The 16492-nt window shown below is 63.5% G+C and carries 13 protein-coding genes; 1 reads left to right on the plus strand and 12 read right to left on the minus strand.

What is annotated here, in order from left to right:
* Positions 1-33: 33 nt before the first annotated feature.
* From ACOJB8_RS22970 to ACOJB8_RS22980, 3 genes are all read right to left on the minus strand, one after another.
* The gene (locus tag ACOJB8_RS22970) at positions 34-585 is read right to left on the minus strand and encodes a GNAT family N-acetyltransferase (RefSeq protein ID WP_342947019.1); all 552 of its coding nucleotides are present in this window, start codon (positions 583-585) and stop codon (positions 34-36) included.
* A 160-nt stretch (positions 586-745) separates the two neighbouring features.
* Positions 746-1744, minus strand: coding sequence for a succinylglutamate desuccinylase/aspartoacylase family protein (locus ACOJB8_RS22975; RefSeq protein WP_342947018.1), 999 nt, complete (start codon positions 1742-1744; stop codon positions 746-748).
* A 51-nt stretch (positions 1745-1795) separates the two neighbouring features.
* On the minus strand, positions 1796-2050 hold the full coding sequence (locus ACOJB8_RS22980) for a DUF7661 family protein (protein ID WP_069261832.1): 255 nt from the start codon (positions 2048-2050) through the stop codon (positions 1796-1798).
* Positions 2051-3094: 1044 nt separating this feature from the next.
* On the opposite strand from ACOJB8_RS22980, the gene ACOJB8_RS22985 reads away from it, so the two are divergent.
* A complete protein-coding gene (locus ACOJB8_RS22985) occupies positions 3095-3667 on the plus strand; it encodes a cupin domain-containing protein (RefSeq protein ID WP_342947017.1) in 573 nt (190 codons plus the stop codon).
* A 72-nt stretch (positions 3668-3739) separates the two neighbouring features.
* Here ACOJB8_RS22985 and ACOJB8_RS22990 read toward each other — a convergent pair whose 3' ends face one another.
* The 9 genes from ACOJB8_RS22990 to ACOJB8_RS23030 are packed head-to-tail and all read right to left on the minus strand — an operon-like array spanning position 3740 to position 16428.
* Complete coding sequence (locus ACOJB8_RS22990; RefSeq protein ID WP_475014446.1) at positions 3740-6892, minus strand: multidrug efflux RND transporter permease subunit; 3153 nt, start codon at positions 6890-6892, stop codon at positions 3740-3742.
* Between the two features lie 16 nt (positions 6893-6908).
* Positions 6909-7466: a GNAT family N-acetyltransferase gene (locus ACOJB8_RS22995; RefSeq protein WP_342947015.1), complete on the minus strand. Its 558-nt coding sequence runs from the start codon at positions 7464-7466 to the stop codon at positions 6909-6911.
* 5 nt (positions 7467-7471) lie between these two features.
* Positions 7472-7999 (minus strand): GNAT family N-acetyltransferase, encoded by a 528-nt coding sequence (locus tag ACOJB8_RS23000; protein WP_069261311.1) that lies wholly within the window; start codon positions 7997-7999, stop codon positions 7472-7474.
* 44 nt (positions 8000-8043) lie between these two features.
* Entirely contained in the window at positions 8044-9405 is a 1362-nt protein-coding gene (locus tag ACOJB8_RS23005; RefSeq protein WP_475014450.1) for a metallopeptidase TldD-related protein, read from the minus strand.
* Entirely contained in the window at positions 9405-10841 is a 1437-nt protein-coding gene (locus tag ACOJB8_RS23010; RefSeq protein WP_475014452.1) for a TldD/PmbA family protein, read from the minus strand. Before ACOJB8_RS23010 ends, ACOJB8_RS23005 begins: the two co-directional genes overlap by 1 nt.
* Positions 10838-12469: an ABC transporter ATP-binding protein gene (locus tag ACOJB8_RS23015; RefSeq protein WP_368728191.1), complete on the minus strand. Its 1632-nt coding sequence runs from the start codon at positions 12467-12469 to the stop codon at positions 10838-10840. Before ACOJB8_RS23015 ends, ACOJB8_RS23010 begins: the two co-directional genes overlap by 4 nt.
* Complete coding sequence (locus ACOJB8_RS23020) at positions 12469-13581, minus strand: ABC transporter permease (RefSeq protein ID WP_475014456.1); 1113 nt, start codon at positions 13579-13581, stop codon at positions 12469-12471. Before ACOJB8_RS23020 ends, ACOJB8_RS23015 begins: the two co-directional genes overlap by 1 nt.
* Positions 13535-14590 carry a microcin C ABC transporter permease YejB gene (locus ACOJB8_RS23025; protein WP_368616390.1) on the minus strand — a complete coding sequence of 352 codons (1056 nt, stop codon included), beginning with the start codon at positions 14588-14590 and terminating at the stop codon, positions 13535-13537. The genes ACOJB8_RS23020 and ACOJB8_RS23025 overlap by 47 nt, the downstream gene beginning before the upstream one ends.
* A gap of 8 nt (positions 14591-14598) precedes the next feature.
* Positions 14599-16428 (minus strand): extracellular solute-binding protein, encoded by a 1830-nt coding sequence (locus ACOJB8_RS23030; protein ID WP_475014462.1) that lies wholly within the window; start codon positions 16426-16428, stop codon positions 14599-14601.
* Between the last annotated feature and the right edge of the window lie 64 nt (positions 16429-16492).

Consider the following 16492-nt stretch of genomic DNA (forward strand, 5'->3'; position numbering starts at 1 on the left):
TCGAACGAAGCGTGGCCGCCACCCGCCGCGCAATCAACGATGCTCGCCTGGCGGTTCACGCGGGCGCAGGTCGTCGAGCGCATCCGTGGAAAACGGCTTCCGCAGGTCCTTGGCGAAGGGCAGACGCACGTGGACTTCTGGCGCAATCGAGCGATCGAACAAGGGGACGTAGCCTGAATCAATGTACAAGCCCCAGGCTTCCGGCTGCTTGAAGCCGGTGGTGAGATAAACACGGCGATACCCCTGGCTCAACGCGCGCGCCTCGAGTTCTTCGACGATGCGGCGTGCAAGACCCTGGCGGCGCTGGTCGGCGCGTGTCCAGACACGCTTGAACTCCGCTGTCCGAGCGTCGTAGCGCTTGAAGGCCCCGCCGCCAACGGTCTCGCCGTCGCGCACGAGCACGATGAAGGCACCCTCGGGCGGCGCGAACAACGCGGCCGGATAACGCGCCAACTCCTGCGCGGCCGAAGCCTCGCTGTCGGCGCGGTGATCGCGGTAGCGTGTTGCATATTCCCATTGCAGGCCGTCGATCAGCGGCTTTGCAACGGCTTCGAGCGGCGAGGTATCGATAATGCGGTAGGTCATCGTTGCGGCGTTCTCGTGGGACGGCAGATCCGGCTGCCAGATTACCCCCACCCGCATGCGCCATATAACCAAGCAATTCGAATATCGTTATCCAGATGAATTGCGTCTCTGAGGCATTTTCGTGCATCCAGCACAGACCCGTGCGTCTCGCTTCTCCGCTTCACGGCTCGTCGGGCTCGGCCAGATGAAAGAGGCAATCGCCGCGCTGCACCGAGGCAACCGCCCGTTGACACACCACCTCGCCCGAGGCCGCGAACGCCACCGTCAGCGGCTCGCGCAGAGGCGTTTCGGGAAAGTGAATACGCGCCGCAGGCTGCCCCGCGTGCACGTGTTCGCCGAGGTCCGCGAGCGGCTCGTACACGCCGCGTTCATACGCGTAGACGTAGTGCTGGGCAGACACGCGATAAAACCGCGTTTGGCCTGGCGGTTGCGGCGGCACGAGCGGCCCGGCCAGCACGCCAATCGCGCCAAGCAGGTGCAGCAGCCCTTGCCGCGCTTCGTGCAGGAGGCCCCGCTGAACGACGCCGGCACCGCCAAGCTCGGTGACGATCGACATGGCACCCTGACGGCGTGCAGCCGTCGCCGAATGGACCGGATTGGGCGCGTGAAGAAAGGCGCGCGGCAAGCCAAATGCGCCAAGGAGTGCCCGCAACTGCCGGCCTTCTTCTTCGTCGCGCGGCTCGATCGCGAGCATATTCGCACCGTGATAGAGCAACGAACTACCGCCTGAATGCAGATCCACGAGATATTGCGCACGCGCGAGCAAGGTGTTCTCGATGTAGTCGGCGATCATCTCGGTCGGCGTACCTAGTGGATTGCCCGGGAACGTGCGGTTCAGGTTGCCGCCGTCTAGCGGCGACGTGCGTGTTCCAGCCTCGGCTGCTGGAAAGTTGGCCATCGGCAGGAAAATGAGTTGTCCATGTATCCATTGTGGGTCGATTTCGCGCAGCAATTGCGAAACGAGCACCTGTCCCTCGTACTCGTCCCCGTGATTGCCGGCCATGAGCAGCACGACGGGCCCTTCGCCGTTGCGCACGGAACCGATTGGTATCGGAATCCAGCCGTACGCCGAGCGATGAACAGAATGTGGCAGTCGCAGATAGCCAACATGAAGGCCTTGCGCCTCGAGATCGATTTCGCTGCGAATTGGATTGACCATGCGTAATGCTCCGTGGCGCGTGGGCGAATGGACGTTATGGCGGAGACGACTTCACTCCGCGGAGGGCGGCAGATCCCGTCTCCCGTCAGGAAGCACCCTTACACACGGTCGCGCTGGGGTCGCGCTTTCGTGAAAGATGTCGTCGAGATATTGCAGCAATTCATCCGCAGCGATGAAGGCTGGGATCTGGATGTCGGCTCGGCGACGTTTGCCTTCCTCGCCAATATCGAAGACCGTCCATACCTCGGCTTTGCGTGCGACGGCTATAGCCCGGCCAAAGACATCGAAGCGATATTCCTCCGGCATGGTGAAATCCACCTCCAAAAGCAACTGCGTTCGCCGGATTCCCGCGGCCAGCTAACGGCACTTATCTGGCGATCAAGCAGCACACGGCGCAGGCGAGTCCGGCGGGGTCCTCGCGGCGGCGAGCGCGTGTGCAGGACACATCAGACTCGTCGAGTCTGCCAGCATAGGAAACACAACCGCGATACGGAACCAAGAATCGCTCAGAACGTAAGAAGCGGAATAAATATTCTCGCGTTGCTCATTGGACGTTATCTGCACAGTCGTCAAGCTGATTCGCGAGCCCGTTCAGACATGACCGACAGCTCGCCGCCCCGGACGCAGCGCAGCGACCTGTCGTAGTCCTCGCATGAATCGCATAGGGTCGTTGGGAAACGACTTCTGCGATTGTCCCTAATAGCGAATCCCCCGGATTGAAGGACGGTTACGTCGAGCGCGACGCACCGGTTCGATGCACGGTCGGTAGCCCTCATCGGCTCACCTGCCCCGCGAGTCAGATAGGCCTCTCCGACCGCATCGCCGCGTCGCTCGACGGACGCTGAGCCCGCACATGCCTTCACCGCGACTGATCCCACGCATCGCCGACCCGGTGCCCGTGATCCACCATCTCATGGCTTGCGATTAACCGCAAGCGAACAAAGCGCTTTTCCATGGCGCCACTCTTTCAGCATTCCTCCATAATCGGAAACGAGAATCGAAAGGGTGCTTGAAATGACGGATTCTTTTTAGCACGTTGCAGAACAGTGGTACGCTGCGGCTTTCATGCTATCGTTTATGAGCCGCAGACGGCGCGCCACGGCAACGGCGCTTCCGTCAACTGGCGTCAAGGCATGATCGCCGACGTACGCAGGGGGAATTCGAATTGCAATCCCGGCGGTAATCGGCATATTCCATTACTTGTCGGCCGGTTTGTCTCTGAAATCGCGGGATATAGACCGTGCCGGAGCAATGGAAATGAATGGAGACCCAAAGTGCACGACAAGATCGGGCTTTCGCCCAGTCCGGTTTTCGGATTAAAACATATTCAACAGACAACAATATTCCGTCATGGTTTCGAAACCAATTGAATCACTGAGCGTAGTTTCCGTAGGCAGCAAGATTCGCGGACTGCGCCAGAGACAGGGCCGTACGCTCGATGACATCGCCAGCGCTGCGCAGCTCTCAAAGCCGTTTCTCTCTCAGGTTGAACGCGATCGCGCCACCCCCTCGATCACCTCGCTCGTGAGCATCGCGAAGGCGCTGGGCGTGCCGGTAAGCTATTTCGTCGACGCGCCCACCGAAGCGGGCTGCGTGTGCCGTGGGCAGGATCTGAAATTTTTCGGCTTTGCCAATTCTGCCGACCTTTACGCACGCCTGACCAATCCGTCCGGCGGTCGCCAGCTCGAAGCCATTCTCGTGCGCATGCCGCCCGGCGAGCGCTCCAGCGAAGTCACCACGCACGCGGGTGAAGAATTCCTGCATGTGCTCTCCGGTGAAATGACCCTCACGCTGGAAGGACAGACATTCGTGGTCCGCGCGGGCGACAGCGCGCACTACGAATCGACAGTGCCGCACGCCTGGAGCAATACGTCTGATCAGGAAACCGTACTGCTCTGGGTGGGCACGCCGCGTCTGTTCTGATTTCCGCCCGCCCGCGCATTGGACCATCCGCCTGCTGCGCGGCGGCCAATCAGCCATAGGGGCATGGGGAGGTCAGGGCGCCTCCGTTTCGGCCTCTTTAGCCTGCGCTGTGTGCTCGCTTCGGCGCCGCGGTACCCGATGCACAGGTTTCGCCGCCACCCGCGATACCACCGCGTAGTAGAGCAATGGTGTGAACACGATTCCAAGCAGCGTCGCCGCAATCACGCCGCCCAGGACTCCCGTACCGATGGCGTGCCGGCCTTGCGCGCCGCCGCCCCGCGAGAACGCGAGCGGCAGCACGCCGAGCACGAACGCCGCAGAAGTCATCACGATAGGCCGCAGCCGTTCGACGCTCGCGCCCACAACCGCGGCGCGCAGCGGCAACCCGCCCGTGCGGCGCACGCTCGCGGCCTGCACGATCAGGATGGCGTTCTTCGCCGCAAGGCCGATTACGGTCACCATTCCGACCTTGAAGTAAATGTCGTTGGGCAGCCCGCGCAGGAGCATCGCGCTCACTGCGCCGAGCGCACCGAGCGGAACGACCAGCAGCACGGAAAGCGGCGTGATCCAACTCTCGTAGAGCGCCGCCAGCACCATGAACACCGCTAGCAGCGAGAGGCCGATGAGGAGCGGAGTCTGGCGAGCCGCCTGGACTTCTTCGAACGCGGCGTCGGTCCATTCGCCATACACGCCTTCGGGCAGAGCGAGCGCGAGCCGCGCCATTTCGGCCATCGCTTCACCCGAGCTATGGCCCGGCGCCGCGCGCCCCGTCACGTCGAGCGACGGATAACCGTTGTAGCGGCTCAGCATCACGGGGCCGAGCGTCCAGTGCGTGGCCGCGATCGACGACATCGCCACGGACCCGCCGAATGTATTTTGCACAGGCAGGTCGAGCAGCTGGCTGGCGTTCATGCGCGTGGGTGCGTCGGCGGCGACGATGACGCGGCGCATGCGCCCCCCTGCTGGAAAGTCGTCGACATAACTGGAGCCGAACGTGCTGCCCAGCACGTCCGCGATGCGGTCGAACGATACGCCATATGCGTAGGCCTTCTCGCGGTCGACTTCGAGCTCCACGCGCGGCCCGTCAGGCAGGTCCTCCGAGTGGACCTGCGCCACCATGCGGCTCTTGCCGGCCGCGTCGATCAGTTGGTCACGCGCGGCCTTCAATCCGTCCATGCCGACGCCCCCGCGATCCTCCAGCCGGTACGTAAAGCCCTCGGAGTGGCCGATGCCCGGCACCGCGGAAGGCAGCATAGCCTGTACGTCGCCGTCGAGGATGGTGCCGAATTGCTCGTTTAGCGTGTCGCGCACAGCCTGCGCGTCTATCTCGTCCTTGCCGCGCCGACCCCACGGCTTGAGTTCGACGAACGCCATCGCCACGTTCTGCCCGCTGCCTGCGAAGCTCCAGCCCACCACGCTCGTTACGTTGCCGACGGCCTGCTGCTTGCCGAGGATCGATTCCACGCGCTTTACCACATCGAGCGTGCGGGCCTGCGTGGCGCCCGCGGGCAACTGAATCATCACCTGCAACTGCCCCTCGTCCTCACTCGGCAGGAAGCCCTGCGGCAGCTTCCAGTACAACAGCGCCCCAACCGCGCACAGCACCACGTAGATCGCTAGCAGACGCGGGCCGCGCCGCAGTAGCGCAGCCACGACCGCCCGGTAGCCGCGCGAGGCCCGCGCCGCTTGCGCCGTCAAACCGCGCTCGGGCTTCGGCGTTCGCTTCGGCACCGTTAGCAGACTTGCACAAAGGGCCGGCGTTAGCGTGAGCGCCATGAACGACGAACACAGCATCGACGCGATCATCGTCACTGCGAACTGCCGGTAGATGCCGCCTACGTTGCCGTTGAAGAACAGCATCGGCACGAATACGGCGGTGAGCACCGCCGTCACACCGACGATCGCACCGCCAATGCGCTTCATCGCGGCGCGCGTGGCTTCGCGCGGTGCAAGCCCGCGCTCGTGCATCATGCGTTGCACGCTCTCCACGACAACGATCGCATCGTCCACGAGTATGCCGATAGCGAGCACGAGGCCGAACATGGTGAACACGTTGATCGACATCCCGGCCCAATACAGCGCCACGAATGCGCCCATTAGCGTAACGGGGATCACCACCGTGGGCACGAGCGTGGAGCGCAGGTCCCGCAGGAACAGCCACATCACCGCAAATACCAGCACTACGGCTTCGATGAGCGTGATCACCACTTCGTGAATCGCCACGCGCACGAAGTATGCGGTATCGAATGGAATTTCGATCGCTACGCCCGGAGGAAGACGTCTGGACAGCTCCGCGAGACGCGCACGAATCCTGTTCGAAGTTTCCAGCGCGTTGCCGCGTGGGCCGAGATGGATGCCCACGGTCGCCGCCGATCTGCCGTTCAGGCGCGAGTAGAACGAGTAGTCGGCGCGGCCCAGTTCCACGCGCGCGATGTCGCGCAAGCGCACGAGCGAGCCATCCGGCTTCGCCTTCAGCACGATTTGTCCGAACTCGTCGGGCGTTTCGAGTTGCCCCTTCACGCTCACCGACTCGGTGATTTGCTGCCCGTTCACGAACGGCGCGTTCCCGAGCGTGCCCGCTGTCACCGGCGAGTTCTGCGCGGCAATGGCCGCGTTGACCTCGGCCGCCGTGAGGCCGTATTCGCGCAGCTTCACCGGATCGAGCCAGATGCGCATGGCCTCGTCGGCGTCCCAGAGCTCCGCCGCGCCAACGCCCGGTGCACGCTTGAGATCGCGAAGGATGAAGCGGTTCAGGTAGTCACTGAGTTGCGCGGAATCGCGCGTGCCGTCGGTGGACGTGAGCGCGACGAGCATCAGGAACGTATTCGACGCCTTCTCCACGTCGATGCCCTGCTGCACCACTTGCTGCGGCAACCGCGCCTCGACCTGCTTCAGACGGTTCTGCACGTCCACGAGCGCGATGTCGGGATTGGTATCCGACGTGAAGGTCACGTCGATTTCCAGGTCCCCCAGCGCATCGCTCGTCGTTTCGTAATACTGCAGGCCTTCGGCGCCATCGAGGCTCTCCTCGATCACGCTCGCGACGTTGTTGCCCACCTCCTCCGCCGACGCACCCGGATATTCCGCGCTGATGACGATGCGCGGCGGCGAGAGCTGCGGATACTGTGCGACCGGCAACATGGGAATCGCGAGCACGCCCGCGACCATTATCGCGAGCGCGATGACCCATGCGAAGACCGGCCTGTCGATAAAAAAGAAGGGCACGCGCTCGCCGGTACGGTTAGGGGAACAAGGGGGAAGCGAACGGTGGTGCTTCCGCGTAGCGCGCCATATGAAGCGTATCGGCAAGTACGCCGGCGCGCATTGCGGCACCGCGCGAGCGGCCCTCTACGACGAAGCCGAACTTGCGATAGAGCGCGATCGCGGCTTCATTGTCGGCGAACACTTCGAGTTCGAGCCTGCGCAGGCCCAGCGAATGGTCGGCACAGGCGACGATCGCCGCCATCAGCGCGCTGCCCACGCCACGACGCTGCCAGGCGTCGTGCACGCCGAAGCCCACGCAAGCGCAGTGTGCGCGGCGCGCCTTCGCGACATCGAGCTGCGATTGTCCCACCACGCGTCCGTCGATATCGGCGCAAATCGTGATGCAGCCGGGCGCCCGGCTCTCATACCACGCACGCAAGGATTCGGGGGTGCGCCACCCGCTCAATAGCGTGCCGTGGCGCACACCTGGCTGATTCATCAAGTCGGCGATCGCATCGAAATCGGCGGGCTCGCAGGTGCGCACGCGGATAGTACCGGGTGACGCGAACGCGGGCGATGGTGTCGGGACGTGCATGGGGATCACTCCGGGGTGAGGGGCAGCGGATCGTGCAGGCGCGCCATCAAGAAGAAGTCGGCGAGTATTCCTTCGCGCAATACTGCGCCGCGCAAACGCGCCTCGACTTCGAAACCGCACTTTCGGTAGAGCGCGATCGCGGCAGCATTGTCGGTGTAGACGTGAAGTTGGAGCCGCCGTAGGCCCAGCCAGTTGTCGGCGAAGTCGAGGATTTGCTCCATGAGGAACGTTCCGACGCCCCGACGCTGCCAATCGTCGTGTACGTTTATGCCGATCTCGCCGACGTGCGCGCGGCGCAACTTCTGCGGATGCAGTTCAGCTTCGCCCACGATAGTCTCGCCCACCAACGCGCCGATGATGACGGCCGGCGATACCACGTTCGCGATCCACTCACGGGTCTGTGCGACCGAACTATACGGTGGCTCTGCATTGCCCCGCACTATTGAAGGGCTGTGCCCCAGCGCATGCAACGCTTCGGCATCACCGGGGCGCAATGCGCGCACGACGAGCCCCTCGGGTAAGCGCGACTGCATTGTTGTTTCCTTCTTGTTTGAGACGTCAGGGACGGTCAGGCAGGCTACAGCGTCAGTTCAAACGACTTCACCAGCACCCCGGGAAGCTGCATGCCGCCTGTCGCGCGTTGACCCCACGTGTCTTCGGACAGGCGCAGTTCGGGCTGCGCACCGAGACGCTCGAGGCGCTCGCCCAGCAGGCCGTAGAGACTGTCGTCGAAGCGCATCGCGTCTACCGGCGCAACGACACGCCCCTCCTCCACCCAGAACGTCGCAAAACGCGTCATGCCGGTCAGGCGGCAGCCCATGCGATCCGAGAAGTTCACGTACCAGAGGTTGCCGACGTACAGACCCGTGCCCAGCGCCGCGAGCACATCCGCGTCCGCGAGGTCGCCGCCCGGCATCGAAAGCGACGACGGCGCCTCGCTCGCCAGTGCACCGTTAGGGAGCAGGCCGTACTCGCGCGCCGTCCGGGCGTTTGTCAATTGCGCGACGCTCCTCCCCTCACGCACGAGCGGCACGCTTTCGCGCAAATAGCCGTCGTCGTTGAAGGCAGGTGTAATACCAAGTCCGAGCTCTTCAGTGATCGAGACGCGCGCGTCGAGCGAAAGCTCGCCGCCATGCAGCCGGTAAAGCGGGCTCTGCGACGTCGCCTGCGCGCGCGCCGAAAAGCCGCCCCACGCAGCAACGCCCAGCAGCTCTTCGAGCGCCGCTGGCGCGAGCCATGCACGGTACCGGCCCGGCCCGAGCGCTCGCGGCGCGAGCGCCAGCACGGGCAGGCGTGCCGCCGCCTCCTGTACCTTGCTGGCAAACTTCGCGTCGTCCCAGTTCTCGCCCGCATAGGTCGTCTTGATGGCGCGGCCGCCCGGATGATAGAGCGACCAGCTGAAGCAGAAGTTTTCGACTTCGTGCCAGCCACGGCTGCCGCAACTGGAGGCGAACCCGCGCGCGAGCATGCCGCCCGCGTAGAAGCCAACGAAGTCGAGCCCGCGCGCGCATTCGGCCACCACATGGATGAGGGCATGCGGATCCCGCAGCCGTCCCGTGCGCCGCGTCGAACGGTGCCACGCTGTCGTGTCGTAGAGCAGATGGGGATCATCAGGTGCATCACGCAGGTCCGAGCGAAGCGTTTGCAACGTCGCGCCCACATCGCGCAGATCCTGATCAGCGTTGCCGCAGATGTCGAGCGTGGAATACGCCTGGCGCGCGCCATCGATCATCCGCAGCGTGAGCTTGCCTTGGGAGACGAGTCCCATTTGCCGGACTTTGCCGCCGTTGAAACGAATGAAATCCGATTGCTCTCCGGCAAAGGAAGTGAGCGCCGTTTCACCAGCCAGCAACAACCCGTCGATCGCATCGGCGAGCATCATGAAATGCGAGTGCCAATCTACCGCCACACGCTCGCTTGCAAAGAGTACGTCGCTCATCAGGCGCCTCCAAAAACGTCTACGTTGCTGAAGACGCACGCCGGTGACGCGTGCCCCACACGAATGACCTGCGCGGGCTCTCCCTTGCCGCAATAAGGCGTGCCGTAGACCTCTCGGGTGCTCGCGTCGCCTACGGCGACGAGACTGCGCCAGAAGCTCGCCGAAATGCCGCGATAATTAGGCCGCTTGACGACCTGCGTGAGCTTGCCGTTCTCGATGAGCCGGCCATATTCGCAACCGAACTGGAACTTGTTGCGATGGTCGTCAATCGACCAGGACGTATTCGAAGTCATCAGAATGCCGTTGTCGATGCTTGCGATCATCGCGGCGAGTGTTTCGGTACCGGGCTCGATGTTCAGGTTCGCCATGCGGTCGATAGGCGGGCGATTCCAGTTGGCCGCGCGCGAGTTCGCGACCCCCGGCAGCCCGGCGCGCTGCTGCGAGAGTGCCCCACCGAGCGGCCGCTCCAGCACCCCGTTGCGGATCAGGTATTGCTTGCTCGCCGAACTGCCTTCGTCGTCGAACGCGTAGGTAGCGGCTTCTTCGCGCAGCTCCGGATCGAACGTCACATTCAGCAACGGGGAGCCGTACTGATAGCTGCCGAACATCTCCGGCTTCACGAAGCTCCAGCCAGCGAAGTTGCGCTCGTCGCCGAGAATCCGGTCCAGTTCGAGTGGATGACCGATCGATTCGTGAATCTGCAACATCATCTGGTCCGGCATCAGCAGCAGGTCGCGCGTGCCCGACGGGCAATTCGGCGCCGCGAGCAGTTGCAGCGCCTCGTTCGCCACACGGGCGCCAGCGCCATTGAAGCCGTGCCGTGCGAGTATCTCCAGACCTCCCTGCCCGAGCGCGCCGTGGTCGCCGGCAAGTGTTCGCACCTGCGTGTCGCCGTTCGCATGCGCGGCCACGCTCAGCCCTGGCATGAGGTAGCGAAAGCGCTGCTCGATGCTCACACCGTCGCTCGTGAGATAGAGTTGATCCGTGTGCGCGACGTGCATGCTCGCCACCCGCTCGACGATGCGCGAGTCGAGGTTCGCCGACGCGCATTCGTGCGCGAGTTGGCTGAGCCACTCACGGCGGGTGGGGAGCGGCGTGTCGATGTTCGGCGAAGCATAGCTGCCGCTCGCAACGGGCCGGGCAATGCGGCGGTAATCGATCAACGAGACTTGCGCACATGCGAACGCCCGCGCCGTGGCGATGTCGAGCGCACGCTGGAGCCCCTCTGCACTGAGGTCGGCCGTCGCCGCATAGCCGGCACCGGCGCCGGTCCAGGCCGTCAGCATTGCGCCCCGCTCGCGCACCACACGCAGCGGCTGCGCGACGTCGTTGCGCACCACGTGGTCCTCGACAACTTCGCCCGTCATGCGCAGCGACCAGAAATCGGCGCCGCTCTTCAGCGTGCGCGCGCCCTGCAGCCAACGCTCTTCGATCATGCGAACTTCTCCTGTAGCACCGCCGGCTCGTCCAGCATCGACGACGCCAGCAGCGATTGCGTGTAAGGATGAGACGGCGCGTGCAGCACGTCGAGCGTGTCACCCTGCTCGACGATGCGGCCCGCTTTCATCACGATCACACGATGCGCCATCGCGCGCATGACGGCCAGATCATGCGTGATGAACAAATAACTCAGCTTGTACTTCTTCTGCAAGTTCGTCAGCAGCGCGAGCACCTGTTTTTGAATCGAGACGTCGAGCGCGCTGGTTGGCTCATCGAGAACGATCAGTTCCGGTTCCACCGCCAGTGCACGCGCAATGGCGATGCGCTGGCGCTGTCCGCCAGAAAATTCGTGGGGGTACCGCTGCATCGAATCGGCGGGCAGGCCCACTTCCTCGAGCAGCGATGCGATACGCATACGTCGCGCCGGTCCGTCAACCTCCGGTCTGTGCACGGCCAGCCCCTCTCCGACTATCTGCTCGATCGTCATGCGCGGAGAAAGCGAGCCGAATGGATCCTGAAACACCACCTGCATGCGCGAGTACAGTGCGCGGCGGGCCCTCGCCTTGCGTTGCGCCGAGAGCGCGACCCCGTCGATGCGGATCTCGCCCGCTGCCGCGCTTTTCAGGCCGAGCACGGTGGCCGCGAGCGTCGATTTGCCCGAGCCAGACTCGCCGACGATACCGAGCGTTTCGCCGCGCCGCAGCGTCAGGTTCGCTTCGTGCAAGGCACGGAAAGTCGAACTGCCGAACACCGAGCGCCAGCCTTTGACCGCCGTGCGGTAATCCACGGCGAGGCCTTTCACGTCGAGGATGGGCGGCGCATCCACCGCGACCGGCGCCACCTCGCGACGCGGCTCGCTATCGAGAAGGCGCTGCGTGTAGGGATGCTGCGGGTTCGAGAAAAGCGCCGCGGTCGTGTTCGTTTCGACGAGGACGCCCTTTTCCATTACCGCCACGCGCTGCGCAAAGCGCCGCACGAGGTTCAGGTCATGCGTGATGAGCAATATGGCCATGCCACGCGCTGCCGCCTCCTGCTCCTGCAGGTCGATCAGCAGATCGACGATCTGCTGGCGGACGGTCACGTCCAGCGCCGTGGTGGGCTCGTCGGCGAGCAAGAGGCGCGGGCGGCACGCGAGCGCCATCGCGATCATCGCACGCTGGCGCTGTCCGCCGGACAGCTGATGCGGAAAGCTGTCGATGCGGCGCTCCGGTTCGGGAATGCCGGTCCGCCGCAGCAACTCGACACCGCGCTCGCGCGCCGCGCCGGCGCTGAGCCCCTCGTGCAGACGCAGGCTTTCGGCAATTTGCTTGCCGATCGTGTACAGCGGATTCAGGGCGGTCATCGGCTCCTGAAAGATCATGGCGATATCGGCTCCGCGAATGCCGCGCATCTCCTGCTCGGTTTTCTGCAGCAGATCCTCGCCGTCGAACTGCATGCGCCCAGTGAATCTTGCATGCTCGACGAGGCCGAGGATCGACAGCGCCGTCACGCTCTTGCCCGAGCCCGATTCGCCGACGAGCGCCACGCGTTCGCCGCGCTCGATCGAGAGACTCAGTTCGCGCACCGCCTGTTTCTCGCCGAAGCGCACGCTGAAGCGCTCGATTTCCAGCAAAGGACGATTCATTATTTACCTCCGCCGAACGCCGAGCCACGCCTGCGCGTATCGAGTGCGTTACGCAGTGCATCGCCCATGAACGTGAGCAGCAGCAGCGTAATGACGAGCGCCGCAAAAGCCGAGAGCGAGATCCACCATGCCTCGAGATTGTTCTTGCCCTCCTGGAGTAGCTCGCCAAGGCTTGGCGTGGGCGGCGGCACACCGAGCCCGAGGAAGTCCAGACTGGTGAGCGAGAGAATGGCCGCACTCATGCGAAAAGGCAGGAACGTGATGACCGGCGTCAGGCTGTTGGGCAGCACGTGGCGCCACATGATCTGCCAGTTCGATAGACCCATCGTGCGCGCCGCCTTCACGTAGTCGAGCGAGCGGTTGCGCAGGAACTCAGCGCGCACGTAATCGGAAAGCACCAGCCATCCAAACATGGAGAGCAGGATAAACAGCAGCCAAAGCGTAGGCTCGAAGATCGAGGCGAAGATGATGAGCAGGTAGAGGTCCGGCATCGAACTCCAGATTTCGATGAGCCGCTGCCCGATGAGATCGGTGCGTCCTCCATAGAAGCCCTGCACCGCACCCGTCAACACGCCCAATGCGACGCCGGATACCGTTAGCGCCAGGGCCATCAGCACGGAAAGCCGGAAGCCGTAGAGCAACCGCGAAAGCACGTCGCGACCGAACTGATCGGTGCCGAGCCAATTCGTGGCCGAGGGCGCGGACGGATACGGTCGCGCCGCGAAGTAGTCGATCGTATCGTAATGAAAATGATTGGGCGGATAGATCGCGAAATTGCCGTTCGATTCGAGGCGCTGCCGGATATACGGGTCGAGGTAGTTGGTCCTCGCCGGAAAGTCGCCACCGAAGATCGTCTCCGGATAATCCTTCACGATCGGGAAATGGTACTGACCGTCGTAACGCACGACGAGCGGCCGGTCATTTGCGAGCACCTCGCCGAGCATGCTGATCGCAAACAGCGTGACGAAGATGACAAGGCTCCAATAGCCGAGCGGCTGCGCGCGAAAGCGCTGCCACGTGCGGCGCCAGGGCGAGACCGACGGCGCGTGGGCAACGGCGGCGGTTTCAGCCGTCCAGGCGTTGGAACTGGATGCGGGGGTCGACGAGGACATAGCAGACGTCAGCAATGAGTTTGGTTACGAGGCCAATCAGCGTGAATAGAAACAGCGAGCCAAGCACGACGGGGTAATCGCGGCGGATAACCGAGTCGTAAGAGAGCTGGCCCATGCCGTCCAGTGAGAACAGCGTTTCGATCAGCAGATTGCCGTTGAGAAAAGCGCCAATGAACGCGGCGGGCAAGCCCGTGACGAGCGGAATGGCCGCGTTGCGCAATACGTGCTTCCACAGCACATCGCGCTCGGGCGCGCCTTTTGCCCGCGCGGTCAGCACATACTGGCGGCCGATCTCTTCGAGGAACGTGTTCTTCGTGAGAATCGTGACGATCGCGAAGTTGCCGACCACGGAGGCCGTTACCGGCAGGACGATGTGCCACAGGTAGTCGAGCACCTTGCCCGCGAGGCTCAGGTCAGCGAAGTCATCGGACGTGAGACCCCGCATGGGGAACACCTGCCAGAACGAGCCGCCACCGAACAGCATCAGCAGCAGCACGCCGAGCACGAAACCCGGCACCGCATAGCCGGAGAGCACGAGTACGCTGGTTACGGTGTCGAATCGCGACCCGTTGCGCACCGCCTTTGCGATGCCGAGTGGCACGGATATCACGTAAGTTAGCAGTACTGTCCACAGGCCAAGCGTGATCGAAACGGGCAACTTCGAGCGGATCACGTTCCAGACGCTGTCGTGCTGGTAGTACGACTGGCCAAGATCCAACGTGGCGTAGTCCTTGAGCATGAGGAAATAGCGCGTGAGCGGAGGCTTGTCGAAGCCGAACTCCTTCTTGATCTGCTCGATCTGTTGCGGATCCACGCCCTGGCTGCCGTGATAGCCGCCTCCTCCAGCGCCGGTCTCGCCGCCGCGCGTCGCATTGCCATGGCGCAGTTGCGCCATGATCTGCTCGACCGGGCCGCCGGGCACGAACTGCGTGACGACGAACGTGAGCGTGACGACGCCGATCAGCGTCGGCACCATCAGCAATAGACGTCGAAAAATGTAGGCGAACATGGTGGTCCTCAGTGGGCGGCCGCTTGCGCGGTCCGGGCGACCTGCGCGTTTTGCGGCTTGCGATACCAGTAGTCGATGATCCAGTCCTGGGACCCGAACGATACGGGCACGACTGACGGATAACCGAGCGACGTCTTGTATGCGATGCGCGCGTTAGGTGGGTAGTACTCCGTCACGAGGTAGTACTCGTTCAGCAACACACGATCGAGGGCACGCGTTGCCGCTTCGAGATCGTCGAGCGTGTTCGCGGCTTGCACCGCCTTCACGAGCGCGTCGACGGCCGGCGAGCGCACGCCCGGATAGTTTTCCGAGCCCACCTGCGAGGCAGCCGCGCTGCCAAAGCGGCGTTCAAGCTCCGCGCCGGGAATCGTCACCGGGCTGTAGAGCCAGGTTGTCATGTCGTAGTCGAAATTGTCCAGGCGCTTCTGGTACAGCGCACTGTCGATTTCGCGCAGATGCGCACTGATGCCGAGCGTCGCGAGGGCCTGCGTGTAGGGGAGGATCACGCGGTCCATGCCCGGCTGGTCGTCCAGGATTTCGATGTTCATGGGCTCGCCCGCGGCATTGCGCAGCGCGCCGTCACGATAATGCCAACCCGCCTGCGCAAGGAGATCGCGCGCCTCACGCAGATTGCCGCGCAGCGAATCGGGCGGCAGCGTCGTTGGCTGCTTGATCATCGGCCCGAACACTTCCGGCGGCAGGCTCGCGCGCCACGGTTCGAGCAGCTTCAACTCCTTCTCGCCCGGCGTGCCGGTCGCGCCGAACGGGCTCGCCTCGAAATAGCTGTGCAGGCGCAGGTACTGACCGTAGAACATCATGCGGTTCATCCAGTCGTAGTCGAACGCGAGAGAAAGCGCATGGCGCACGCGTACGTCCTGGAACATCGGCTTGCGCAGATTGAATAGCATGCCCTGCATCTGTGCGGGACCGTCCGGGAAATTGGTCTGCTTGAGCGTGCCGTTACGGAAGTTCTTGCCCACGTACTTGCGCGCCCATTGGGTCGCGCTGTCTTCCACGTGCACATCGGCATCGCCGGCCTTGAACGCCTCGAGTTGCGTGTACAGGTCGAGGTAGAGTTTGAACGTGATGCGCTCGAAGTGGTGCATGCCGCGGCGCGTGGGCAGATTGACCGCCCAATACGCGGGATTGCGGCGATACGCAATCTGCTTGTCGTTCTTGCGTTCGGCGATCAGATACGCGCCGCTCGCAATGGGCGGTTCGTTCGACAACTGGTCGAACGGAACGCGCGTGCCGTCCGGTTTCATCCCCCACTTGGGCGAGAAGATAGGCAAGTCGCCTGCAATGAGCGGCGCGTCACGCTCCGCTCGACGGAACTCGAAACGGATTGTCGAGGCGTTCACCACGACCGCCTTCTTGATCACCGAAAACTGCGCATTGGAGAGCGGCGAAGCTTGACGGCTCGTGAGCGTATCGAACGAGTATTTGACATCGGTGGCCGTTATTGGATCGCCGTTCGAGAAGCGCGCAGCCGGGTTGATATGGAACGTCGCCGAAGCCAGGTCGGCCGCGACGTCAACGCGATCGGCGATCAGCGGATATTCGGACGCCAGTTCGTCCCAACTGCGCTGCATCAGCGTGTCGAACATCAGATTCTGGATGTCCGGCGCGGGTGCGCCTCGCACGAGGAAAGGATTCAGCGAATCGTAACTTTGGTACTCGTTGTAGTTTTCGAAACTCAGGACGCCGTTCGACGGCGCATCGGGGTCCGCGTAGTCAAAATGGGTGAAGCCGGCGGGATACTTCGGCTGATCGTACTGCGCGAGCGCCGTAGCCGCTCGTGCCGGCACCCCGGCAAGCGCACCCACTCCCACTGCCATGACCAGTGCGCAAACCGCACCTGACCAATGCGGCGACAATCGTGACAAGCTCAACTTCTTCAAT

Source organism: Paraburkholderia sp. BR10141 (assembly GCF_056155635.1).